Consider the following 23,242-nt stretch of genomic DNA (forward strand, 5'->3'; position numbering starts at 1 on the left):
GGGGCCACCCGCCGCGTCCGGGCGCTTCAGCGGGTCACGCGTTCCACCACACGTACTCGGCGAAGTTGAAGCCCATCATCGCGCCGGTAGGCACGGGCTGGAGCCCTTGCAAGTGCTTGTCGTTCGCGTCGAGCAGGCTCAGGAAGGTCGGGATGCCAATGCCGCCCTGCTCCGATACCAGCACCTGCATGTCGCCGTACATCTGCTTGCGTTTCGCATCGTCGGTTTCCGAGCGGGCCGCGGCCAGCAACTGGTCAAACTTCGGGTTGTTCCAGCCCGACTCGTTCCACGGGGCGTCCGACTTGAAGAACTGCGTGAACAGCACATCGGCGCTCGAGCGCGGATTGACGTTGCCGAACCCGAGCGGATGCTTCATCCAGTGCGTCGACCAGTAACCATCCGCCGGCACGCGGTTGATCTCCAGGTTCACGCCGATCTTCGCGGCGGACTGCTGCAGCAGCACACCCATCTCGATCGAGCCGTTCGCATCGGTGGTCGCATAGATCGGCGGCAGCGTCGTACCGATTGCTCCGGCTTTCTGGAAGTGGAACTTCGCCTTGTCCGGGTCGTGGGGACGCTGCGGCAGCGACGCATTGAAGTAGCGGTGTCCGGGCGGAATCGGCTGATCGTTGCCGATCACCGCATAACCGCGAAACACCGCCGAGCGGATCTGCTCACGGTCGAACAGATACTTCATGCCCTGCACGAAATCGGGGTTGCCCGTCAGCGGGTTGTCGCGGCGCATGATCAGATCGGTATAGAGGCCCGACTTGGTCTCGCGCACCTCGTAGCCCGGCGTCGCGGCAATGCGCTGCGTCGCGCGCGGATCGACGGAATTGATCAGGTGAACATCGCCGGACAGCAGCGCATTCACCCGTGCCGAGTTATCGCCGATACCGATCAGCTCGATCTGGTCGAGGTAAGGGCCGCCGCCGGTCTTCCAGAAACTGTCGTTACGGATGCCGACGGTCGAAACGCCGGGCTTGAACGTCTTCAGCTTGTACGGGCCGGTGCCGACGGCCGTCGTGAAGTCCGTCGTGCCGTCCTTGATGATCACGAATTGCGGCGTGGCAAGAATCACCGGCAGGTCCGCGTTGGCGGAAACGAGCGTCAGCGTGACTTCGTTGGGACCGGTCTGCTTCGCCTCCACGAACTGATCGGCCAGCGTCTTCACCTTCGACGCCGTTGCCGGATTCTTGTGACGCATCAGCGAGTAGACGACATCGGCGGGCGCGAGTGGCTTGCCGTCGTGGAACGTGACGCCTTTGCGCAGTTTGATCACCCACACTTTCGCGTCGCTGGTGTCGATCGATTCGGCGAGATTCATCCTCGGCGTCAGCGACGAATCGAGCTGCGTCAGGCTGCTATAGAACATGAAGAAGCGGATGTAATCGGAGCCTGCCGAACCCTTGGCCGGGTCGAGCGTATCCGCGGTCGAGGATGCGTCGTAGGCCACCCGAATCTTGCCGCCTTTCTTCGGCGTGGGCGCCGCGAATGCCGGGCGAGCCCCCGCCAGCAGACCTCCCGCGCCGGTGGCAAGGATGCCGCCGGCGGCCAGCAAACGCATCATGTCACGGCGGCTGAAGCCGCCCGTTTTGATTGGGTCGTCGTACATGCAACTGCTCCTCACTCGGGATTGAACGCGGGGTATCCAGCATTGGTGTTCGACGGCGCTCCGCGTGCTGGTCGCGGCGCGGTGGCATTGCATGAATCGATTTAAGCACTGCAAAAAATGGCGTTGATCGCGTATCGGTGGATTCGACCATTCGAAAACATGGTTTTGAGTGGTCAAAACAGCATGATTTGCCGCTCCTGGCGTTGACCCTGATGTTCTGGACAGGACGCCCCCCCCACGATGAGAAGTTCGTACTAGTCAATCACCGGGCAACGTGCAACAGTCGCGGCACGGCCGACTATTCACGGAGCGCCCCGTGTCCGATCCAACGCCTCACGCACGTTTCACCTACAGACGCCTGACAGCCGACGACATCCCTGCCGCTCAACGCCTGTCCGCCGCGATTGGCTGGCCGCATCGCCGTGAAGATTGGCGGTTCTCGGCGCGCACCGGGATCGGCTTCATCGCCGAGACGGCGGGCGCGCTGGTCGGCACCGTGGTCTGCTGGAAGTTCGGCGCGGATCAGGCGACGCTGGGCATGCTGATCGTCGCGCCGGAGCATCGCGGCGTGGGTATCGGCCGCACGTTGCTCGCGCACGCGCTCGACGAGCTTGGCAAGCGTGACATCACGCTCTATGCGACCGAGGCTGGCCAGCCGTTGTGCGACGCGTTCGGCTTCGAGCGCTGCGGCGCGCTCGACCAGATGCAGGGTGCGGCGTTCCGGCCGCCGCTCGTTGCGCTGCCCGCCAACGAGCGGCTGCGCCCGCTCGGGGCGAGCGACGCGCAGCAACTCGTCGCGCTCGAATCACGCGCTAGCGGCCTCGATCGCAGCCACGTACTGCCGCCGCTGCTCGATCTGGCCGACGGTATCGCGCTCGATCGCGACGGCGAACTGCTCGGCTTCTCGCTGTTCCGCCGCTTCGGACGCGGCTTCGTGATCGGCCCCGTCGTCGCCAGCGCGTTTCCCGACGCCGTGCGGGCCAAGGCGCTGATCAGCCATTGGCTCGCGCTGAACGAAGGCGCGCTGGTGCGCATCGACGTGCCGCACGGGCACGGCCTGCGCGAGTGGCTAACCGGCCTCGGTCTCGCACGCTCGGAGACGGTCGTGAAGATGCGCCGGCTTGCATCCGCGCCAGCCGATGGCGAGTCGAGCCGCGCCGACCCGGGGCTGCATCAGTATGCGGTGATCGCGCAGTCGCTCACCTGAGCCAGCTGAAGCCACGCTGAACCTGAACCCGCTGCACCGCGGCGCCTCTCTCTTCCACACGCAAACACGCTCGTTCACGCACGGCAGCGTTGGGGTTCGCCCTGCTATTAAGCACACGCAGCAGAAAATGCTGTCTGCAGGGTGAAAAACGCTGCGTCGACGCTCTTTAGGCTTTTTTTTGGCTGAACGGCACGCATACGGCTGTCGCTACTATCGAGGGGTGACTCTTACCTGATCGCCACGTGCGGGGAACCACCATCATGTCAAACTCATCGCTGATCGACGCCGACCGCAAGCACCTGATTCACCCGGTCATCAACTATCGCGCGCACGAAGCGCGCGGCACCACCGTACTCGAATCCGGCCAGGGCGCGTATCTGCGCGATATCGACGGCAATGAACTGCTCGACGCATTTGCGGGCCTGTGGTGCGTGAACGTGGGTTACGGCCAGCAGAGCATCGTCGAAGCGGCGACGCGCCAGATGATGAAGCTGCCCTACGCGACCACCTACTTCCACTTCTCGTCGGAAACCCGCGATCGAACTGGCCGAAAAACTGGTGTCGCTTGCGCCCGCTTCGCTGCAGCACGTCTATTTCACGCTCGGCGGCTCCGATGCGATCGACTCCGCGATACGCTTCATCACGCATTACTTCAATGCAACGGGGCGCCCGGCGAAAAAGCAGATGATCGCGCTCGAACGTGGCTATCACGGATCGTCGTCGGTCGGCGCGGGGCTCACTGCGCTGCCCGCGTTCCACCGCAACTTCGACCTGCCGCTGCCGCACCAGCACCATCTGCCGTCGCCGTATGCGTACCGACAGCCGCAAGGCAGTGACGCGCAAGCGCTGATCGCCGCATCCGTCGCCGCGCTCGAAGCGAAAGTCGCGTCACTCGGGGCGGAGAACGTCGCCGCGTTCTTCTGCGAGCCGATCCAGGGTTCGGGCGGCGTGATCGTGCCGCCGGTCGGCTGGTTAAAGGCGATGCGCGACGCGTGCCGTCGCCTCGACATCCTGTTCGTCGCCGACGAGGTCATCACGGGCTTCGGTCGTACCGGCCCGCTCTTCGCGTGCGAGGCCGAACAGGTCGAGCCGGATCTGATGACGGTGGCGAAGGGGCTGACCTCCGGTTATGCGCCGATGGGCGCGGTGCTGATGTCCGACGAAATCTACCAGGGCATTGCAGGCGATGCGCGCGATACCGCGGTCGTCGGTCACGGTCAGACCTACTCCGCGCATCCGGTGAGCGCCGCCATCGGGCTCGAAGTACTGCGGCTCTATCAGGAGGGCGGTCTGCTCGCGAACGGCATCGCGCAGGCACCGCGCTTTGCCGCCGGGCTCGACGCGCTGCTCGCTCATCCGCTGGTGGGCGACTCGCGTCATCGCGGGCTGCTCGGCGCGCTGGAACTGGTCGCGGACAAGAACTCGCGGGCACGCTTCGATCCGTCGCTGAAGCTGCCGGACCGGATCACGGCCGCAGCCTACCGCAACCGCCTCGTGTTCCGCGCATTCGGCGACAGCATTCTCGGTTTCGCGCCCGCGCTGTGCTTCGGCGAGGCCGAGTTCGAACAACTGTTCGGCCGTCTGCGGCGCACGCTCGACGACGTGCTCGAGCAGGCGGAGGTGCGTGCCGCATTGCGCGGCGCGAGCCGCGCGGCCGCCTGAGCGCGTGATAACATCGGCCTGCGCGTTGCTTGACCAAGGCGAAGCGCAACGAAGCGAAAAGCAGAACCTTCGACGGGCAGACCGATACATGACGACAAGCGGCGACACGAAGCTGGACCGGATCGACCTGCGTATTCTTTCGCAACTCCAGAAGAAAGGCCGTATCACGAACGTCGAGCTTGCGGACGCCGTGGGGCTCTCGCCGAGCCCCTGTCTGATTCGCGTGAAAAGGCTTGAAAAGGCCGGCTATATCGTCGGCTACGGCGCACATATCCAACTGCAGAAACTCGGTGACGTGCAGATCGTGTTCACCGAGGTCACGCTCGCCGACCATCGTCGCGAAGACTTCGCCAAGTTCGAGGCGGCGATCCGTCCTGTGGACGAGATCATTGAATGCCATCTGGCGAGCGGCGGCTACGATTACCTGCTGAAGTTCGTCACGCGCAGCGTCAATCATTATCAGAGCGTGATCGAAGGGCTGCTGGAGCGCGACATCGGCATCGAGAAGTATTTCAGCTACGTCATCATCAAGACGCCATTCGTGAAATCCGAATACCCGCTGGAAACGCTCTTCTCGCAGCAGCATCAATGAAGCGGTGATGGTTTCGGCTACGCGCAGCCGGCCCGATCGGGTCGAATGCGTTCGAGGCCACCGGCGCGACGCCGGTGGCCTGTCGACTTGCAGTCAACCATTCGCGCTCAGCCATTCCCCCGGCGTTCTGCCAAGCACACGTTTGAAGTGCCGGCATAGATGGCTTTGATCGAAGAAGCCCACCTCGGTCGCCACGATCGACGGCGGCAAGCCTCGTCGCAACAGGCGCTGCGCATGCCGTACGCGCACTAGCCGCACATATTGCTGCGGCGACACGCCAATCTCCGCGCTGAAGCGCACCGCAAACCTCGAAATGCTCAACTGCGCGACGGCCGCCAGTTCGGACAGGCTGATTGGCTCGGCGAAACAGGCATCGATGAAGTCGAGCGCACGCTGCACGGCGCGGCTCACGCGATTCGGCGCGCGCGTCGGATGACGGCTCGCGCCCGCAAGCTCAGGCGCGGATGATGACGAAGTTGGGCTCAGGCTCAGCATCGACGCTCCGCTCACGCAACGCGCGACGTGGGCGGCACTGTCGGTGCCGTCTTCCGATTGGCCGCGAAGCGGCGGATGTCGAACGGCTCGAGCGGCGTGCTGGTGGCGCCGGTGTCGATCAGTTCGGCCATCGTGTCGCCTACGCCCGGACCAAGCTGAAAACCGTGGCCGCAAAAACCGAACGCATAGAACAGGCCGCTGGTCGTCCCGCTTGCGCCCATGATCGGCTTGTCATCGGGCATATAGCCTTCCACGCCGCTCCACACCCGGATGATGCTCAGCTTGCGCAGCATCGGCGCGACCCGCTGCAGCTGTCTGAACTGCAGCAACGTGCTTGACGGGAGAACCTTCGCGCGGCGTTCGTCGAGATACGCAGGCGCACGCGCGCAGCCGCCGATCACGATATTGCCGCGCGCGACCTGGCGGAAATACACCACCTCTTCGATCTGCGGCGACGACACGCCGACCACCGGCTGGATCGCATACGGCACGGGTTCGGTAACGGCCATCTGTGGACCGTTGACGGCGATCGGCACCGCTTCGCCAAATTGCTCCGACAGCAGGTTGCCCCACGCACCCGCCGTGATCAGCAGCACGGGCGCATGAAACGTGCGGCCGTCGGCGCTCGTGGCGCGAAACTCGGCGCCCTCTTTTTCCACCGTCACGACATCGCAGTTTTCGACGATCTGCGCACCGAGCCGAGCCGCGGCGCGGGCGAACGCGGGCGCCGCGAGGCGCGGATTCGCGTGCCCGTCCATCTGCGAATAGGAGCCCGCCAGCACCCTCCGCACCGAGAAACGGAAACCGCGCGCGCAGCGCGTCGCCGCGCAACAGGTCGAGCTTGAGACCGTAGTGCGCGGCCTCCTTCGCATAGGTTTCGAACTGGTCGGCCTGCTCTTCGCGATAACAGACGCGGACATGGCCCGACATCAGAAACTCGGCGTCGTGCTGGATCAATTCCGGCAGACGCCCCCAGATTTCGCGCGAACGGTTCGCCAGCGGCAACTGCGGCAGAAACCGCCCTTGACGGCGCACGTTACCGAAGTTGGTGCCGCTCGCCTGCTGCCCGACGAGCTGGCGCTCGAGCAGGATCACCGAGCGGCCCCGCTGCCTCAGAAAAAATGCGGCGGACGCACCCATGAACCCGCCGCCCACGATCAGAACATCGGCTTGTGCACGGTTCACTCGGTATCCTCCACGGTTGCAATGGCCAGCGGCTTGACCGGCGCCTGTCCACGAAGTCTGCCAACCTGCTCGAGCGGCACGTTCGCCGCCGCCGCGATCACCTCCGCACCCGCATGGCCGCAGTAACGTCCCTGACAGCGCCCCATACCGACACGGCTAAAGGCCTTGGCACGGTTCGCTTCCTGCGCGCCTTCATCGCGCACCACGCGGCGCAGTTCGCCCGCGGTGATGCCTTCGCACCGGCAAACGATCGTATCGTCGGACAGACGCGCCGCCTGCGCGGCAGGCCACGCAAACGCCTCTGCCAGACCCAGCCGGAAGCGATCCATTTTGCGCTGTTCACGCGTCAACGCGTCGAGCGTGGTCGCCGCAACGGGCCGCCCGAGATCGCTCAGCGCAGCGTGGGCCGCGAGCTGTCCGGCGACCTCGGCGCCGTCCGCGCCGAGCACGCGCGCGCCATCGCCCGCGATATAGACGCCCTTTTCGCTACTGCGACCGAGTTCGTCGATTTGCGGCACCCATTGCCGCGTGATCGCGTCGAACCGGAACGCACAGCGCGCGAGATCGGCAAGCTGGGTTTCCGGCCGCAGGTGATAGCCGAGACCGACCGCGTCGCATTCGACCTGCGCGACGTTGCCGCGCGCATCGCGAAAGCGTACGCCAAGCACGCCGTCGCCCGCAGTGCCGAGAATTTCGAGCGGCTCGATGCCGTTTTCCACCCGCACGCCTGAGCGCTTCAACGCGCTCACGAGCGCGCGGCCCTTGCGCAATACGTCGACGCGCGCCAGCAATTTGGGCAGCGCGCGCAAGCGCGCACCGGTCTTCGACGTGTCGAGTACTGCCGCTACCCTGGCGCCCGCCTGCACATACTGGTTCGCGACCAGATACAGCAATGGGCCCGTACCCATGAAAACGACCTGACGGCCAATCGCGCAGGCCTGCGACTTCAGCGCGATCTGCGCGGCACCGAGGCTGTAGGTACCGGCGAACTGCCAGCCTTTGACCGGCATCAACCGGTCGGTCGCGCCGGGGCACAGGATCAGCGCGTCGTAGCGCAACACGCTCGCGTGTCCTTCATGCACGATATGCAACTTGCCTTGCGCGACGTTCCACGCCAGCGTCTGCGGACGGTAATCGATCTGCGGGCGCAGTCGCTCGAAAGTTCGATGGAGGTTCTCCGCGCGCGCGGCTTCCGTGCCGTACAGCTTCGAATACGGCCGCGTGAAGCCATCGGGCTGACGCCGGTAGATCTGGCCGCCATCGCGCCTGCCTTCGTCGACGACGATCGGGCGGATGCCGGCCGCCAGCAGCGTTTGCGCGCAGCGCACCCCTGCAGGCCCTGCGCCGACGATTACGATGCGAGGTTCGGCCATTGCGCCTCCGGTTGCGTCGTGACGACGCGCATGCCTGCTTCGACCACCGTGGTGCAGGCGCGCAGCCGCTCGCCGTCCGCGGTCCATACCCAGCAGTCCTGACACGCGCCCATCAGGCAAAAGCCCGCGCGTTGTTCCGCGCCGAACTCGGACTGCCGCACATGCCGCACCGAGCACAGCATCGCAGTGAGCAGCGTGTCGCCGGCCAGCGCTTCGACCGGCGCGCCGTTGATCGTCAGTTCGACTTTGGCGCGAACCGTCTCGCCTACGCGTACGAATCTGCCGTTCATGCCGCGGCTCCTGCCATACCGTCGGGCGCGACATGAGCGTCGCTGCGATTGGTCAGCACGTGGCGCAGGAACTCGCGGGTGCGCGCCTCGCGCGGCGAGCCCAGCACCTGCTGCGCCGTGCCCTCCTCGATGATGAGTCCCGCGTGCAGAAAACACACCCGGTCTGCCACCTCACGCGCAAAGCCCATTTCGTGGGTGACCACCAGCATCGTCATGCCTTCCCGTGCGAGGGTGCGCATCACGCCGAGCACTTCGCCGACCAGTTCTGGATCGAGCGCCGAGGTCGGCTCGTCGAACAGGATCGCCTTCGGCTTCATCGCGAGCGAGCGCGCAATCGCCACCCGTTGCTGCTGCCCGCCCGAAAGCTGATGAGGATAGGCGTGCAGCTTGTGGCCGAGCCCCACCTTGTCGAGCAGTTCAGACGCTTCGCGTTGCGCGTCCGCGCGCGCGAGGCGCTTGACATGCACCGGCCCTTCCATCACGTTCTCGAGCGCCGTACGGTGCGGGAACAGGTTGAAGCGCTGAAACACCATGCCGACCTGGGTGCGCAACTGGTTGATGTTACGCGCGCGCTGTTCGACGCGCTCGCCGAGCAGACGAATTTCGCCTTCGTCGTATGACTCCAGCGCGTTAATGCAGCGCAGCAGGGTTGACTTTCCCGAGCCCGACGCACCGATCAGGCAGACCACTTCGCCCTGGCGGACGTTGAGCGAAATGCCCTTGAGAACGGGTACGGTGCCAAAGCTCTTGTGCACATTCGTGATTTCGATCATCGCATCCTCACTTCGCACTTATCTCGCCCTGTGCCGACCGAAACGTCGTTCAAGCGTGCGGGTCATGCTCATCAGCGGCAAGCTCATCGCGAGATAGCCGAGCGCGACGAGCGTATATACCGTCAGATTCTGAAACGTCGACGACGCGATCAGTTGGCCTTCGCGCGTCATTTCGGCGACCGTGATGGTCGACGCGAGCGATGAATCCTTCAGCATCATCACGAGCGTGTTGCTGTACGGCGGCAGCGCGACCTTGATCGCCTGCGGCAGGATCACCCGTATCATCGTCTTCACGCGGCCCATGCCGATCGACTGCGCGGCTTCGTACTGGCCTGGATCGACTGCCTCGATACCCGCCCGGAAAATTTCCGCGACGTAAGTCGAGTAACCGAAACCAAGCCCAATGATGCTGGCTTGCAGCGCCGACACCTGGATGTGGATTTCCGGCAGCACGAAGTAGATGTAGAACAGCAGCACGATCATCGGCAGGCCGCGCACGACGTTGATCATCGTGCTCACACCGCGTACGACGAGGGGATAGCGCGACATCTTCAGCAATGCCCAGGTCAGGCCGAGCACGGTGCTCAACACCAGACAACCCAGCGTGATGACGATGCTCATCACCGCGCCTTGCAGCAAAATCGGTACAAAGTCGGCTATATCTTGCCAGTGCATGTCGTGCCTTCCATTGCTCTTCGTATTCGTTCAGTCCGCCGCGCCGCTGCGCGACGGACCTGGCAGGACGAGTCCCGCATCGCCGCGGGCACGGCTCTTTTCACGCGAAGCCAATCAGCTCACGAGGTGCCACTTTTTGAGGATCGCGTCGAGCGTGCCGTCGGCCTTCATTTTCGTCAGCGCGTCGTTGATCTTCGCCATCAGCGCGCTATTGCCCTTCTTCACCGCGATCGCGATGTCGAACTTTTCCATCGGCACATACGCGTCGTCGACCCGCGTCCCCGCCATCGCGCCCGCTGCTTCCTGGGCCTTCAGGATCGGATAGTCGTTGAAGCCCGCGACGATGCGGCCAAGCGCGACATCGCGCGTCATGTCGGCGGGGCTGTCGTACATCTTCACTTCGGTGAAGATGCCGAGTTTCTTCAACTGATCGCCGTAGTCGGTACCGGTCGGCGCCCCGACCGTCATGCCCTTCAGGTCCTGCACCGAGTGATAGACCGCCTTGTTCGTGTCCTTCACGATGATGCCCTCGCCAAACGCCGTCACCGGCTGCGAGAAATCGACCACTTCGGCGCGCTTCGGCGTCGGCGTCATGCCGGCAACGATGATGTCGATCTTGCCCGATACCACCGACTGGATCAGCGCCGAGAACGGCACCGCGTCGTACGACACGTTAAAGTTTTCGCGCTTGCCGATCTCCTTGACGACATCCGGCATCAGGCCTTCGATCTGCTGCGTCTTCACGTTCATGAACGTGGTCGGCGCGCTCGACGGCGGCGAGCCGGCGGTGAGCGTCGCCGTTTCCGCAGCGTGGGCGGCGCCGAACATCATCGTCATCGCGAGGCCCGCGCCGGCGGCAAAGCGCTGCACAGTGTTGAAGCGGACGGCAGCTGCAGGCTGGAACATGAAACGCAACATGGGGATTTCCTCTGGGAATAGTGATTTTCAATCTACGCGCTGCCCGACCATCTAACGGTAGCGATCAGTCGATCCATTCAATGCAGTACATCCTGCAACCTGTAATACGCGCCGACGAGCGGCAGAAACCACGCGCGTCCAAAATGTCCTGGAATCGCGGGCCATTCGAGCGTTCGCCACGGATTGCGCGAGGCGGCGCCGAACATCACGTCGGCCATCAGACGACCCATGTGCACGGACATCTGCACACCGTGGCCGCTGTAGCCCATTGAATAGAACAGTCCTTCATGCTGGCCTGCGCGCGGCAGCCGGTCGGCCGTCATGTCGACGAGGCCGCCCCAGCAATAATCGATGCGCACGTCGGCCAGTTGCGGGAAATAGCGTGCGAGCCCATCACGCAGAATCCGCCCGCTTTTCTCGTCCGAACGCGGATTCGACATCGCGAAGCGCGCGCGGCCGCCGAACAGCAGACGCTCGTCCGGCGTCGCACGAAAATAGTTGCCGATGTTCAGCGTCGTCACATACGAGCGGCGCGTCGGCAACACCGCATCGAGGCGCGCCTTGCCCAGCGGCTCGGTTGCGACGATGAAGCTGCCGACGGGCGCGATGCGGCGCCGGAACCATTGCAGCGGACCGACCTGCGACGCACCGGTGGCAATCAGCACGCGCTCGGCGCGTACCGTCCCGAGCGGACACTGCACGTCGAACGCGTTGCCGCCGAGCGGCTTGAGGTTCGTCACCGGCGTGTTCTCGTAGATCTGCGCCCCACGCCGTGCGGCTGCCGTGCCGAGACCCACGCCGAATTTGCCCATGTGCATCTGCATGCCGTTGTGTTGCACGAGGCCGCCGAAAAAGCTGTCCGACCCGATCTCGTTGCGAATCTGCTCGGGCGGCACGAGTTCGACATCGGAATCGACTTCGCGCCGCAACACCTCGTACGACTTCGCGAGCGACGCGAAATGCTGCGGTTTCGCGGCGAGTTTGATCTTCCCGGAGTGGCGCAGATCGCAATCGATCTGCTCCTCCCCGATGATCGTTTTCACCGTTTCGACGGCGCCGGCATACGCACGGTAGAACTCGGACGCGCGTTCGCTGCCGATGCGCGCGGACAACGCGGCGTAGTCCTGCGCGACGCCCGTATTGCAATGGCCGCCGTTACGGCCCGATGCCTGCGCCGCGAGTCGACCCGCCTCGAACACGATCACCGACATGCCACGTTTGGCCAGCTCCAACGCAGCCGACAGCCCGGTGAAGCCGCCGCCGACCACCGCAACGTCCACCCGCTGCGGTAGCGGACCCTGGGCGCCGCCGGTAAAGCGTGGCGCAGTGTCGAGCCAGTAGGAGTCGAGCTTCATCGTGATGCGTTCCTGTCGGTTGGTTGCGCCGCTTTCAGCGGCGCGCGGGAAGCGATGTCGTGAGAAGGCCGGACGTGCGAATCAGAGGCCGAGCAGCGATGCCAGTTGCGGGATGCCCGACACTTCGTTGACGCCGTAATACGGGTTCAGCGGCTCGTGACTGCGGTTGACGAACGCCTTGTGTTTGATGCCCATGTCGTACGCGGTCATCAGGTCATAGCGGAAGCTCGACGACACATGCAGCACGTCTTCCGGATTGCAGTCCAGTTGCGAGAACATGTACTCGAAGGCTTTCTGCAGCGGCTTGTACGCCTGTGCCTGCTGGGCGGTGTAGACCTTGTGGAACGGCGCGCCGAGCTTGTCGACGTTGCTGTGGATCTGGTCGTTCGACGCATTCGACAGGATCACGAGCTTGTACTTCGAGGCCAGTCGCGACAGCCCTTCCGGCACGTCCGCGTGCGGGCCCCAGCTCGGCACGGCCTCGTAGATCTTCAGTGCGGTCGCTTCGTCGAACGGCACGCCGGTGCGTTCGCAGGTGCGGCGCACCGAGTTCACGACCACGTCGCGATAGGGCTTCCATGCGCCCAGCACTTCGTCGAGGCGGTAGCCACGGAAGAACTCGACAAACTCATCCATCTTCGCCTTGTCCAGCTTGTCGCCGTAAAGCTCGCGCGCGGTCTGGCCCATCTGGAAGTTGGTCAGCGTGCCATAGCAGTCGAAAGTGATGTACTTCGGCTCGAAATCGATCATGGTCAACATCCTGTCGTCGTGGCGAACCTGGTTGCAGGCTCGGGGTTCAGTTTCGGGTTGAATCAGTGCGGTTGATGCTTGCGTATATCAGGTGTAAAGCCGTGTTTCACAGCGTTTCGAAATCGATCAGCACACTCTTGTGCCGCATGCTCGCCACCATCGCTTCGCGGCCGAGATCCTTGCCGATACCGGACTGGCCGAAGCCGCCCGTCGGAATGATCATGTCGCCGCTGCGGCCGTAACGGTTGATCCAGATGGTGCCCGCGGCGATGCGGCGCATCGCCCGCAGCGCCTGACCGATGTCGCTGCTATGGACCCCCGCCGCGAGACCGTAGATCGGATGCGCGGCGAGCGCGATGCCCTCTTCCTCGTCGGCGAATGTCTGTACCGTCAGCACCGGGCCGAATAGTTCCTCGCGCACGGCGGGCGTCTCTGAAGTCACATTGGCGAGCAGCGTCGGGCGATGGAAATAGCCTGCGTCGGTGCCTTCGAAAAAGCCGCCGCCGAAGATCACTTCCGCGCCGCTCTCGCGGCTCTGCCCGATCAGCGCTTCGATGCGTCGCGCCTGGGCGCCACTGATGATCGGCGAATAAGCGGTGCGGCTGTCCCACAGCGGGCCGGGCTCGATCGGCTGCAGTTGCCGTTGAATGGCGGCGATCAGCGGCTCGGCAATGCGCTCGTGCACGATCAGCCGCGTGCCGGCCACGCAGGCCTGGCCGCCGTTGGCCGTAAAGCCGCGGGCGACACAGCGCGCCGTATGCTCGAGGTCCCGCACATGTTCGAACACCAGTTGCGGGCTCTTGCCGCCGAGTTCCAGCGTGACGGGCTTGGTGCCGTGCATCGCGGCGTCGCTCATGATCGCGGCGCCCGTGCGGGTCGAACCGGTGAAGCTCATCTTCGAGATGCCTGGGTGACGCGTCAGCGCGGCGCCCGCCGTCGCTCCACGGCCATTCACCACGTTGAAGATGCCCGGAGGAATGCCGGCTTCGATGGCGAGTTCCGCGAGACGCAGCGTCGAGAACGGCGTCATTTCCGACGGTTTCATCACGACCGCGTTGCCCGCCGCGAGCGCGGGACCGCACTTCCATGAACACATCGACAGCGGAAAATTCCACGGTGTAATCGCACCGATCACACCGTACGGCTCCGATGCAACAAAACCGAGACTGTCGCGGCGCGTGGCCGCGATATCGCCACCGAGCTTGTCGGCCAGCTCCGCGAAGAAGCGGATCGCCTCCGCGGTGAACGGCACATCTGATGTATAGCTTTCCGTCACCGGACGCGTCGAGCTGACCGTTTCGAGTTGGGCGAGGCTCACCGCATCGCGATCGATCAGATCGGCCCAGCGGCTCAACACCTTCGCGCGCTCGCGCGGAGAGCGGGTGCCCCAGCCGCTCGTCTTCCATGCCGCTAGCGCATTGCTGACTGCATGATCGACGGTGGCGTCCGAGGCGTCCGGCACATGGCCAAGCAGCGCGCCGTCCGACGGCCGGTGAACGGCGATCTGCGCTTCGCCCGCCGAATAGTACGCACCGCCAATGAAATGCCCCTGCGGCAACGGCACGGCTGAAGGATCGAAATCGAGTGACGGAGTGGACATGTCCGGCCTGATCAGTAGGTTCAAGTGTGTGGTGCCGCGTGCGCATACGCACTGATGACTGCGGCACCACGCGGCACTGCTGTTCGCCATCGCGACCGCCGAATGAACGAACATCGGATGAAGTTCATTTTAATGAACACGAAATGAAATACTAGTGGTCAAAAATAAACTGTGTGAAAAGTTCGTTGTGCGCTGCAATACATTGCGTGCCTCGGAGAGCACACCGCCGCACTGGTGGGCACGGGCCGCAAGCCCGCACGGCTGGGGCGCGCACGAGCGAGGCGACGCGACGCGCCCGTTCCGTCGTGCAACGCAAAACCGAAAAGTGAATGAGAGAAAGGCGTTGACGTCAGCCGCCGTCCGTGCGAACCGGACGCGCCGCGTCAGAGCGAGCGAGGAAAAGAGAGGGAAGACAGCGCCGCTTGCCACACGACATGCGGCTCCGGTACAACAAACAGATCAAAGATGAATGACGGGCGGCTGCGTGTTCATGATCCACAGCAAACGAGCAGTCTTCCTGCTTTCGTTACGCACGCTATGCGGCACCGTGCTCTTGAACTGGAAGCTGTCTCCCGCGCGCAGTTCGGAGCGCCGGTCGCCGACATTCAGCACGACCGTGCCTTCCAGCACCAGGCCCGCCTTCTCGCCGATGCCCACCAGCACCTCTTCGGAACCGGAGCCGGCCGGCAGCATGATGATCATCATCTGCAAATCGTGATCGCCATGCGGCGACAGCAATTCTTTCTGCATGCCGTTCTTGCCGACTTCGAACAGCGGCCGCTCGGCCGCCTTGCGCACGAAATCGCCGGTGATCGGGTCCGAGACCGCGTCGTCTTCTTCGAGCAGCGCGGTCAGCGGAACCTCCAACGCCAGGCGCAGGCGCTCGAGAATACGCACCGACGGATTGGCCTTGTTGCGCTCGACCTGACTGACGGTGCCGACCGACACGCCCGCGCGCATCGCCAGTTCGTTGATCGACAGACCCTGCGCGACGCGCAGCGCGCGCAGACGAGCGCCGACGTCGCCGGGACCGGGGTCGGCCGTGCGCTTCTTGCTGAGCTCGGTTCGCTGCATGTGTCTCCCGTTGATGACGCTGCGGCCGGCTGCCCATGTGCCGCCGGTGCGGTTGTTGTGCTGGGCGCGCACGGTCGCATCCGATGAGGCGCCAGCCGCTTCGTTACAATGAACGCCCGTTCAATTTTCAGCATTATATTGAATATAGCACCCGCGGGGTGAACGCCAAAAATACCTGTGCGATTGCGTTGCGCGTCGCTGCCGCCGTGAAGCAGACCCGAGCACACACCGGCCCGAATAACAAAAAGATCGTCCTATGAAGCAGGCACCGGGAATGCCACAGTCTAGGCTGATCATGCCGCCAGCAGGAGTTTGCAGTGTCCGAATCAACCGTGAAGAAATCACTGACCTATCGCCGCTTCACTTCCGATGACATCGCCGCCGCGCACGGCCTCTCGGTTGCGGTGCGCTGGCCGCACCGCGCCGATGACTGGCGCTTCATGTACGACGCCGGCACCGGCTTCGTCGCCGAGGACAATGGCGCCGTGATCGGCACCGCGCTCTGCTGGAAATTCGGCGCGGACCGCGGCACGCTCGGCCTCGTGATCGTCTCGCCGGACGAACAGGGCCGCGGCATTGGCCGCAAGCTGATGGAACTGGTGCTCGAAGAACTGGGCAACCGCGTGACCTTCCTGCACGCAACGGTCGCGGGCAAGCCGCTTTACGAAAAGCTCGGCTTCGTCAGCTGCGGCGGACTCACCCAGCATCAGGGCGCGCTCGGCAGCGTGGCCGCTGTCGCGCCGCCGGCCGGCGAACAGTTGCGTGCCGCGAGGCCGGACGACACGCCGAAGCTCATCGAACTCGCGTCGCGCGCGAGCGGCTTCGACCGCAGCGCGACGATACCGGCGCTGCTCGAGTTCGCGCAAGCCGTGGTTCTCGAACGTGACGGCGAAGTGGTCGGTTTATCGCTGTTCCGTCCGTTCGGACGCGGCTACTCGGTTGGACCGGTGGTCGCGCAGCATGGGTCCGACGATCTGCGTGCCCGCGCACTGATTTCGTACTGGCTCGCGCAGCACGCCGGCGACTTCGTGCGGATCGACGTGCCGGACGACGCCGGCATCAACGACTGGTTGACCCATGTCGGCATGCCGCGCGTCGACTCGGTCGAAAAGATGGTGCGCAACGCGCCCGCCGACTTGCGCGAGGTGGCCCCCGACCCGGGTTGGCGCGCGTTCGGCATCATCAATCAGGCGATGGCGTAAGCGCCGATGACCGTCCTCTACAAGGCCGATCCGGTGCGTGGAGCGCTATGGGCCGAGCGCTTCGCGCAGCTGGCGCCCGACGTGCCGTTCCGGGTGTGGCCGGACATCGGCGATCCCACGGCCGTGCGCTATCTGGTCGCGTGGCAACCGGGAGACCTCGCGCTCACGCTGCCGAATCTCGAAGTGGTGTTTTCGGTCGGCGCGGGAGTCGATCAACTGGATCTGTCGCAGATTCCGGCGCATCTGCCGGTGGTGCGAATGCTCGAGCCGGGCATCGTCGAAGGCATGGTCGAATATGTCACCGAGGCGGTGCTGGCGATTCACCGCGATCTGTTCGATTACGGGTTGCAGCAGCGGGCGCGCGTCTGGCAGCCGATGCCGTTGCGCGCCGCCGCGTCGCGTCGAATCGGCGTGCTCGGCCTCGGCATGCTTGGCCGCGCGGTACTGGAGCGTTTGCGGCTGTTCGGCTTCGCCTGCGCGGGCTGGAGCCGCTCGAAGCATGAGCTCGAAGGGATCGACTGCTATGCGGGCGAGGCCGGGCTCGACGAGTTGCTTGCCCGTGCCGACATCCTGATCTGTTTGCTGCCGCTCACGGACGCCACGCGCGGCCTGCTCTGCCGGCGGGTATTCGACATCCTGCCGCGAGGCGCGTCGCTGGTTCACGTCGGCCGCGGACCGCAACTCGTCGGCGCCGATCTGCTCGACGCGCTGCAACGCGGGCAGATTCACAGCGCGGTGCTCGATGTCACCGACCCGGAGCCGTTGCCCGCCGACCATCCGCTGTGGGCGCAACCGCGCGTGCGCATCACGCCGCATATCGCGAGCGCGACGCGGCCCGAACCGGCCGTCGATGCGGTACTGGAAAACCTGCGCCGCTATCGCAGCGGCGAGCGGATGAACGGCTTGATCGACCGGACGCGCGGCTACTGATACCCATGCGCGGCCCGAACCCCGAACGCAACCCCATTTCGCCATCCGCGCGGCGTCGGCAGACGGCGCGCGATCACGGCAAGGAGAGAGATGTATGACCCGCAAATACCGCATTGCCGTGATTCCCGGCGACGGCATCGGCACCGAAGTGATGCCCGAAGGCCTACGCGTGCTGGACGCCGCATGCAAACGCTTCGACATCGGCATCGACTACCGCCATATCGAATGGGCGTCGTGCGACTACTACGCGCAACACGGCCAGATGATGCCCGAGAACTGGAAGGCGCAACTGCAGGACTGCGATGCGATTCTGTTCGGCGCGGTCGGCTGGCCCGACAAGGTGCCCGACCATATTTCGCTGTGGGGCTCGCTCCTGAAGTTCCGCCGCGAATTCGACCAGTACGTGAACCTGCGCCCCGCACGGCTGTTCGAAGGCGTGCCCTGCCCGCTCGCTAACCGCAAGCCGGGCGATATCGACTTCATGATCGTGCGCGAAAACACCGAAGGCGAGTATTCGTCGGTGGGCGGCACGATGTTCGAGGGCACCGAGCGCGAAGTCGTGATGCAGCAGTCGATCTTCACGCGCCACGGCACCGAGCGCGTGATGAAGTTCGCGTTCGACCTTGCACAGCGTCGAGCGAAGAAACTCACGGTTGCAACGAAGAGCAACGGTATCGCGATCAGCATGCCGTGGTGGGACGCCCGCGCCGATGAAATGGCCGCCCGCTACCCGGATGTGAAGATGGACCGTCAGCACATCGACATCCTGTGCGCGCGCTTCGTGCTGAACCCGGATCGCTTCGACGTGGTGGTCGCATCGAACCTGTTCGGCGACATCCTTTCCGATCTCGGGCCGGCGTGCACGGGGACGATCGGCATCGCGCCGTCGGGCAACCTGAATCCCGATCGGCGCTTTCCGTCGCTGTTCGAGCCGGTGCATGGCTCGGCGCCCGACATCGCCGGCAAGGGCATTGCCAATCCGGTCGCGATGATCTGGTCGGCCGCGATGATGCTCGACTTTCTCGGCCACGGCGCGGGTGTCGAGCGCGATGCGCACGACACCATCGTCGCCGCGATCACGCGGGTGCTGAAGGAAGGCCCGCGCACGGGCGACCTGGGCGGCAGCGCATCGACCACGGAGGTCGGCGCGGCGATCGCGGCTCAGGTCGCCAACCCGTCCTGATCACTCACAGAGCAGGCAGCACTGGCTGCCCGGCGCGCGTCGGGCGCTCTGCCGTCGCATGCCAACCGGCACGGAGACCTCATATGAGCACGAATCTCGAACAACAGGCCCGCGCGCTGATCCGCACGGAGAACTTCATCAACGGCGAGTGGGTCGCCGCCGCGAGCGGTCGGCGTTTCGCGGTCACCGATCCGGCGACCGGCAAGCTGATCGCGGAAGTTGCCGACAGCGGCCCCAGCGACGCGCGAGCGGCCACGGACGCCGCCGCTAAAGCGCTGCCCGCGTGGCGCGCGAGACTGGCCAGCGAACGCGCGGCGGTACTGCACCGCTGGCACGCGTTGATCGTCGCGAATCGCGACGCACTCGGTGCGTTGATCTCACTCGAACAAGGCAAGCCGCTCGCCGAAGGACGCGCCGAGGTGAACTATGGCGCGTCGTACGTCGCGTGGTTCGCCGACGAAGCCACCCGCATCTACGGCGACCTGATTCCGCAGCAGCAGCGCGGCAAACGGATGAGCGCGGTCAAGGAACCGATCGGGGTCGTCGCGGCCATCACGCCCTGGAATTTTCCGCTTGCGATGATCGCGCGCAAGATCGCACCCGCGCTCGCGGCGGGCTGCACGGTGGTCGCGAAACCCGCGGAAGACACGCCGCTCACCGCGATCGCACTGGTGATGCTGGCGCACGAGGCGGGCGTGCCGAACGGCGTGCTCAACCTGATCTCGGCGTCGCGTGCGGCGGCGGCCGAGACGGTCGGCGACTGGCTCGCCGACAGCCGTGTCCGCAAGATCACGTTCACCGGATCGACACCCGTCGGCAAGCATCTCGCGCGCGAATCGGCGGGCACGCTGAAGAAGCTCTCGCTGGAACTCGGCGGCAATGCGCCGTTCATCGTATTCGACGACGCCGACCTCGATGCCGCGGTCAATGGCCTGCTGGCCGCGAAATTCCGCAATGGCGGGCAGACCTGCGTGTGTCCGAACCGCGTCTTCGTGCAACGCGGCGTATACGAACGTTTCTCCGCGCTGCTGTGCGCGAAAGTGGCCGAACTGCGGGTCGGACCCGCCAGCGACCCCGCCTCGCAGATCGGGCCCATGATCAATGAGCGCGCTGTGGACAAGATCGCTCGTCATGTCGAGGACGCGCTCGAGAACGGCGCGCTCGTGTTGACGGGCGGACGACGGCTCACCGAGCTGGGACCGCACTACTACGCGCCCACGGTGCTGGGTAACGCCACGTCGTCGATGGTGTTGTGCGGCGAGGAAACCTTCGGCCCGCTCGTGCCGCTGTTCCCATTCGACAGCGAGCAGGAAGCGGTGCAGGCCGCCAACGACACGCCGTTCGGGCTCGCCTCGTACTTCTACAGCGAGAACATGCGCCGTATCGAGCGTGTCTCGCGCGCGCTGGAAGCTGGCATCGTCGGCATCAACGAAGGCGCGCTCGCTTCAGAAGCGGCGCCGTTCGGCGGTGTGAAGGAATCCGGCTACGGTCGCGAAGGATCGAAGTATGGTCTCGATGACTATCTGTCGATCAAGTATCTGTGTCAGGGAGGTCTGGAGTAAACATGGAAGCCTATCCTATCGAAGTCAAATTTCCGGACCTCTCGGCGCACGCCGACGGCAATACCGGCATTGCATACGTGCACTCGTTCGACTCCGGCCAAGCCGGGCCGCACGTGATGATCAATGCGCTCACGCATGGCAACGAAGTGTGCGGCGCGATCACCGTCGACGCGTTGTTGCGCAGCGGCCTGCGCCCGCGCCGCGGCAAGCTCACGCTGTCGTTCGCGAACGTCGCCGCGTATGCGCGGTTCGATCCCGCGACACCAGACAAAGCGCGTTTCGTCGATCAGGACTTCAACCGCGTCTGGACCGCCGCGAAGCTCGACGATCTGGCGACCCGCTCGTCGGAACTCGATCGTGCGCGCGCGATGCGGCCGGTGATCGACACGGTGGATCTGCTGCTCGACCTGCATTCGATGCATGAAAAAAGCGCGCCGCTGATCGTCGCGGGGCCGCTGCACAAGGGGGCCGAACTGGCCGAGCGGCTCGGCACGCCCGCCACCGTGATTCAGGACGAAGGCCATCCCGAAGGCCGCCGGATGCGCGACTACGAGGGTTTCGGCGACGACACGAGTCCGAAGAATGCCCTGTTGATCGAATGCGGCCAGCACTGGGAAGCCAACGCGGTGACGGTTGCGCGCGACTGCACCGCGCGCTTTCTGTTGCTGTCGGGCATCGTCGACGCAGCCGACCTGCCGCCCGGCTGGATCGCGCCATTGCCCGACGAAATGCGCATCGTGCGCGTGACCGAACCGGTCGTCGCAAAGAGCATGGATTTCCGTTTCGCGGGTCCTTACACCGGCCTCGAGACGTTCGACAAGGCCGGCACCGTGATCGCATGGTCCGACGGTCAGCCGGTCTCGACTCCGTACGATGACTGCATGCTGGTGATGCCCTCGCTGCGCCAGTTGCGCGCCGGTGTCACCGTGGTCCGGCTAGGCCGGATCGAACGACGTATCGACCTCCGCTCACGACAACAGGAAACAGCGCAATGAAAGTTCAGCAGATCAGGCAAGCCGCGGAAGTCTCCGCACTAGAGGATTGGGGAACCGCGGGCCTGCCCGGTACCGAACCGTCGCGCGTATCGGGACGCCAGTACGTCATTCCCGGTCACGAAGCAATCGATACCGGCGTGTTCGAGTGCTCGCCCGGCACCTATCGGCGCTCCGTCAAGCAGGCGGAGGTGATGCATTTCATCAAGGGCAGCGGCACCTTCACGCCCGACGGAGAAGACACGGTCCGCTTCGCCGCCGGCGACACGCTATTTTTCCAAGCCAACACGGAAGGACTCTGGAACATCGATGAAACGCTGCGGAAGATCTATGTGATCTTCTGACAGCGTACGCACCCGGTATCCGGCTGCTCATGTCAATCATGGTTGCTCAAACATGCTAAGAATCGACGAAGTCCCGAATAGCGAGGGGTTCCCCGATCGCTGCGACGTAGCCGTGATCGGCGGCGGCATTATCGGCGTCAGCACCGCTTACGAGTTGGCACGGCGCGGCGTATCGGTCGTGCTGCTCGAAAAAGGCATCATTGGCGCGGAGCAGTCGGGGCGCAACTGGGGTTGGGTGCGTCAGCAGAACCGCGACCTTTACGAGTTGCCGCTCGCGATGCAGAGCCTGAAGCGTTGGGGCGAGTTGAGCGACGAACTCGGCGAGGACATCGGTTTTCGGCGCAGCGGCATTCTGTACGCAAGCGAGCAGTCTGCCGATGTCGCCCAGTGGGAAGCATGGCTCGGCAAGGCGCGCGCGCTCGGCTTCGACAGTCAGCTGCTGTCGGCTCGAGAACTGGCCGCGCGCGTTCCGCATAGTCGGGCAAAGTGGGCGGGTGGCGTGTGGTCGCATTCCGATGGACGCGCGGAGCCGTCGCGAGCAGCGCCCGCCATCGCAAGAGGCGCGCAACGACTCGGCGCGCGCGTGCATCAGACCTGTGCGGTTCGCGGACTCGATAGCAGCGCGGGTCGAATCTCCGGCGTATGGACCGAGCGCGGCCGGATTGGCGCGAGCAGCGTCGTGCTGGCCGGCGGCGCGTGGAGCGCCCTGTTCTGCCGGCACCATGGGATCGATCTGCCGGCGGTCAATGTGATCGGCACCGCGCTGCGCACGGCGGAAGCGCCGGCCGTGATAGACGGGTGCTTCTCCGGCCCGAACTTCGCGATGCGGCGGCGGCTGGACGGCGGCTACACGATCGCGGTGCCAGGCTATGGACGCATGGAGATCGCGCCACAGAACCTGCGGCACGCGGTCAAGTTTCGCCAGATGTTCCGCAGCAAACTCAACAAGAAGCTTAAATTCCGGATCGCGCAACCTTTCTTCGGCGGCCCCGAAGGAAGTGCGGACTGGCGCCACGACGACATCTCTCCGTTCGAGGTGACGCGGGTTCTCAATCCTGCGCCCGATGCCGAGTGGCCGACCCGTGCACTGCAAAACGTTGCGACGGTCTTTCCCGAACTGTCGGGATTGCGTATCGCTCATGCGTGGGCTGGCGCGATCGACACGATGCCCGATCTGGTGCCGGTGATGTCACGCGTGGAGAGCAACCCGGGCCTTGTGATCGCTTCGGGGTTCAGCGGTCATGGATTCGGGCTGGGACCGGGAGCCGGCATGCTGGTTAGCCGCATCGTGACGGACGACGCGACTGGGATCGAGACGCAGCCATATCGATTGACGCGCTTTAGCGATGGCACCCGGCTGGCGAAACCCGAGATGATGTAACGCCTGACGTCGCCCCGCGAAATCTCATGTTCCCAGCCCGATCGCGGGAAGATGCAGTTTCGACCGTTTCACCGCCATTCCTCA

Annotated in this window: 20 protein-coding genes and 2 pseudogenes; 10 read left to right on the forward strand and 12 right to left on the reverse strand. The window is 64.7% G+C overall.

Annotation, left to right across the window (positions count from 1 at the left end; translation table 11 throughout):
* Positions 1-34: 34 nt before the first annotated feature.
* Entirely contained in the window at positions 35-1,615 is a 1,581-nt protein-coding gene (locus OKW39_RS28130) for an ABC transporter substrate-binding protein (RefSeq protein WP_090811121.1), read from the reverse strand.
* A 316-nt stretch (positions 1,616-1,931) separates the two neighbouring features.
* Here OKW39_RS28130 and OKW39_RS28135 point away from each other — a divergent pair, with 316 nt between their 5' ends.
* The 3 genes and pseudogenes from OKW39_RS28135 (at position 1,932) to OKW39_RS28145 (ending at position 5,076) form a co-directional block, all read left to right on the forward strand.
* On the forward strand, positions 1,932-2,822 hold the full coding sequence (locus OKW39_RS28135) for a GNAT family N-acetyltransferase (protein WP_429564127.1): 891 nt from the start codon (positions 1,932-1,934) through the stop codon (positions 2,820-2,822).
* Positions 2,823-3,082: 260 nt separating this feature from the next.
* Positions 3,083-4,484 (forward strand): annotated as a pseudogene (locus tag OKW39_RS28140) (aspartate aminotransferase family protein).
* A gap of 88 nt (positions 4,485-4,572) precedes the next feature.
* Positions 4,573-5,076 (forward strand): Lrp/AsnC family transcriptional regulator, encoded by a 504-nt coding sequence (locus OKW39_RS28145; protein WP_090811115.1) that lies wholly within the window; start codon positions 4,573-4,575, stop codon positions 5,074-5,076.
* Positions 5,077-5,169: 93 nt separating this feature from the next.
* Here OKW39_RS28145 and OKW39_RS28150 read toward each other — a convergent pair whose 3' ends face one another.
* The 11 genes and pseudogenes from OKW39_RS28150 to OKW39_RS28200 form a co-directional block, all read right to left on the reverse strand.
* Positions 5,170-5,571, reverse strand: a complete 402-nt coding sequence (locus OKW39_RS28150; protein WP_184071916.1) for a helix-turn-helix domain-containing protein — start codon at positions 5,569-5,571, stop codon at positions 5,170-5,172.
* A gap of 11 nt (positions 5,572-5,582) precedes the next feature.
* Positions 5,583-6,756 (reverse strand): annotated as a pseudogene (locus OKW39_RS28155) (NAD(P)/FAD-dependent oxidoreductase).
* Positions 6,753-8,129: an FAD-dependent oxidoreductase gene (locus OKW39_RS28160; protein WP_429564128.1), complete on the reverse strand. Its 1,377-nt coding sequence runs from the start codon at positions 8,127-8,129 to the stop codon at positions 6,753-6,755. Before OKW39_RS28160 ends, OKW39_RS28155 begins: the two are co-directional and overlap by 4 nt.
* Positions 8,108-8,419 carry a (2Fe-2S)-binding protein gene (locus OKW39_RS28165; protein ID WP_184044624.1) on the reverse strand — a complete coding sequence of 104 codons (312 nt, stop codon included), beginning with the start codon at positions 8,417-8,419 and terminating at the stop codon, positions 8,108-8,110. Before OKW39_RS28165 ends, OKW39_RS28160 begins: the two co-directional genes overlap by 22 nt.
* Positions 8,416-9,192: an amino acid ABC transporter ATP-binding protein gene (locus tag OKW39_RS28170; RefSeq protein WP_184005824.1), complete on the reverse strand. Its 777-nt coding sequence runs from the start codon at positions 9,190-9,192 to the stop codon at positions 8,416-8,418. The genes OKW39_RS28165 and OKW39_RS28170 overlap by 4 nt, the downstream gene beginning before the upstream one ends.
* 18 nt (positions 9,193-9,210) lie before the next feature.
* A complete protein-coding gene (locus OKW39_RS28175; protein WP_018422365.1) occupies positions 9,211-9,867 on the reverse strand; it encodes an amino acid ABC transporter permease in 657 nt (218 codons plus the stop codon).
* A gap of 114 nt (positions 9,868-9,981) precedes the next feature.
* Positions 9,982-10,785 (reverse strand): ABC transporter substrate-binding protein, encoded by an 804-nt coding sequence (locus OKW39_RS28180; RefSeq protein WP_090811104.1) that lies wholly within the window; start codon positions 10,783-10,785, stop codon positions 9,982-9,984.
* A gap of 77 nt (positions 10,786-10,862) precedes the next feature.
* On the reverse strand, positions 10,863-12,140 hold the full coding sequence (locus OKW39_RS28185) for an NAD(P)/FAD-dependent oxidoreductase (RefSeq protein WP_429332755.1): 1,278 nt from the start codon (positions 12,138-12,140) through the stop codon (positions 10,863-10,865).
* 81 nt (positions 12,141-12,221) lie between these two features.
* Positions 12,222-12,890 carry a haloacid dehalogenase type II gene (locus OKW39_RS28190; RefSeq protein WP_184044635.1) on the reverse strand — a complete coding sequence of 223 codons (669 nt, stop codon included), beginning with the start codon at positions 12,888-12,890 and terminating at the stop codon, positions 12,222-12,224.
* A 106-nt stretch (positions 12,891-12,996) separates the two neighbouring features.
* Complete coding sequence (locus OKW39_RS28195) at positions 12,997-14,490, reverse strand: aldehyde dehydrogenase family protein (RefSeq protein WP_090811878.1); 1,494 nt, start codon at positions 14,488-14,490, stop codon at positions 12,997-12,999.
* A 459-nt stretch (positions 14,491-14,949) separates the two neighbouring features.
* Complete coding sequence (locus OKW39_RS28200; protein WP_090811100.1) at positions 14,950-15,564, reverse strand: cupin domain-containing protein; 615 nt, start codon at positions 15,562-15,564, stop codon at positions 14,950-14,952.
* Positions 15,565-15,881: 317 nt separating this feature from the next.
* On the opposite strand from OKW39_RS28200, the gene OKW39_RS28205 reads away from it, so the two are divergent.
* From OKW39_RS28205 to OKW39_RS28235, 7 genes are all read left to right on the forward strand, one after another.
* Positions 15,882-16,766, forward strand: coding sequence for a GNAT family N-acetyltransferase (locus tag OKW39_RS28205; protein ID WP_429564129.1), 885 nt, complete (start codon positions 15,882-15,884; stop codon positions 16,764-16,766).
* Positions 16,767-16,772: 6 nt separating this feature from the next.
* The gene (locus OKW39_RS28210) at positions 16,773-17,696 is read left to right on the forward strand and encodes a 2-hydroxyacid dehydrogenase (protein ID WP_429564130.1); all 924 of its coding nucleotides are present in this window, start codon (positions 16,773-16,775) and stop codon (positions 17,694-17,696) included.
* A 94-nt stretch (positions 17,697-17,790) separates the two neighbouring features.
* Positions 17,791-18,879 (forward strand): tartrate dehydrogenase, encoded by a 1,089-nt coding sequence (locus OKW39_RS28215; protein ID WP_429359988.1) that lies wholly within the window; start codon positions 17,791-17,793, stop codon positions 18,877-18,879.
* Between the two features lie 83 nt (positions 18,880-18,962).
* On the forward strand, positions 18,963-20,441 hold the full coding sequence (locus tag OKW39_RS28220; RefSeq protein ID WP_429564131.1) for an NAD-dependent succinate-semialdehyde dehydrogenase: 1,479 nt from the start codon (positions 18,963-18,965) through the stop codon (positions 20,439-20,441).
* Between the two features lie 2 nt (positions 20,442-20,443).
* Positions 20,444-21,436 carry a M14 family metallopeptidase gene (locus OKW39_RS28225; RefSeq protein WP_429564132.1) on the forward strand — a complete coding sequence of 331 codons (993 nt, stop codon included), beginning with the start codon at positions 20,444-20,446 and terminating at the stop codon, positions 21,434-21,436.
* Complete coding sequence (locus OKW39_RS28230; RefSeq protein ID WP_018422376.1) at positions 21,433-21,777, forward strand: cupin domain-containing protein; 345 nt, start codon at positions 21,433-21,435, stop codon at positions 21,775-21,777. Before OKW39_RS28225 ends, OKW39_RS28230 begins: the two co-directional genes overlap by 4 nt.
* Positions 21,778-21,829: 52 nt before the next feature.
* Positions 21,830-23,158 carry an NAD(P)/FAD-dependent oxidoreductase gene (locus OKW39_RS28235; RefSeq protein ID WP_090811088.1) on the forward strand — a complete coding sequence of 443 codons (1,329 nt, stop codon included), beginning with the start codon at positions 21,830-21,832 and terminating at the stop codon, positions 23,156-23,158.
* The last annotated feature ends 84 nt before the right edge of the window (positions 23,159-23,242 follow it).

This window comes from Paraburkholderia sp. MM6662-R1, from assembly GCF_050436245.1.
Lineage (GTDB): Bacteria > Pseudomonadota > Gammaproteobacteria > Burkholderiales > Burkholderiaceae > Paraburkholderia > Paraburkholderia tuberum.

Coding starts and splice junctions, on each gene's coding strand:
- OKW39_RS28130 (WP_090811121.1), bottom strand. CDS start 1,615: ATGTACGACGACCCAATCAAAACGGGCGGCTTCAGCCGCCGTGACATG.
- OKW39_RS28145 (WP_090811115.1), top strand. CDS start 4,573: ATGACGACAAGCGGCGACACGAAGCTGGACCGGATCGACCTGCGTATT.
- OKW39_RS28150 (WP_184071916.1), bottom strand. CDS start 5,571: ATGCTGAGCCTGAGCCCAACTTCGTCATCATCCGCGCCTGAGCTTGCG.
- OKW39_RS28160 (WP_429564128.1), bottom strand. CDS start 8,129: ATGGCCGAACCTCGCATCGTAATCGTCGGCGCAGGGCCTGCAGGGGTG.
- OKW39_RS28165 (WP_184044624.1), bottom strand. CDS start 8,419: ATGAACGGCAGATTCGTACGCGTAGGCGAGACGGTTCGCGCCAAAGTC.
- OKW39_RS28170 (WP_184005824.1), bottom strand. CDS start 9,192: ATGATCGAAATCACGAATGTGCACAAGAGCTTTGGCACCGTACCCGTT.
- OKW39_RS28175 (WP_018422365.1), bottom strand. CDS start 9,867: ATGCACTGGCAAGATATAGCCGACTTTGTACCGATTTTGCTGCAAGGC.
- OKW39_RS28180 (WP_090811104.1), bottom strand. CDS start 10,785: ATGTTGCGTTTCATGTTCCAGCCTGCAGCTGCCGTCCGCTTCAACACT.
- OKW39_RS28185 (WP_429332755.1), bottom strand. CDS start 12,140: ATGAAGCTCGACTCCTACTGGCTCGACACTGCGCCACGCTTTACCGGC.
- OKW39_RS28190 (WP_184044635.1), bottom strand. CDS start 12,890: ATGATCGATTTCGAGCCGAAGTACATCACTTTCGACTGCTATGGCACG.
- OKW39_RS28195 (WP_090811878.1), bottom strand. CDS start 14,490: ATGTCCACTCCGTCACTCGATTTCGATCCTTCAGCCGTGCCGTTGCCG.
- OKW39_RS28200 (WP_090811100.1), bottom strand. CDS start 15,564: ATGCAGCGAACCGAGCTCAGCAAGAAGCGCACGGCCGACCCCGGTCCC.
- OKW39_RS28210 (WP_429564130.1), top strand. CDS start 16,773: ATGACCGTCCTCTACAAGGCCGATCCGGTGCGTGGAGCGCTATGGGCC.
- OKW39_RS28215 (WP_429359988.1), top strand. CDS start 17,791: ATGACCCGCAAATACCGCATTGCCGTGATTCCCGGCGACGGCATCGGC.
- OKW39_RS28220 (WP_429564131.1), top strand. CDS start 18,963: ATGAGCACGAATCTCGAACAACAGGCCCGCGCGCTGATCCGCACGGAG.
- OKW39_RS28225 (WP_429564132.1), top strand. CDS start 20,444: ATGGAAGCCTATCCTATCGAAGTCAAATTTCCGGACCTCTCGGCGCAC.
- OKW39_RS28230 (WP_018422376.1), top strand. CDS start 21,433: ATGAAAGTTCAGCAGATCAGGCAAGCCGCGGAAGTCTCCGCACTAGAG.
- OKW39_RS28235 (WP_090811088.1), top strand. CDS start 21,830: ATGCTAAGAATCGACGAAGTCCCGAATAGCGAGGGGTTCCCCGATCGC.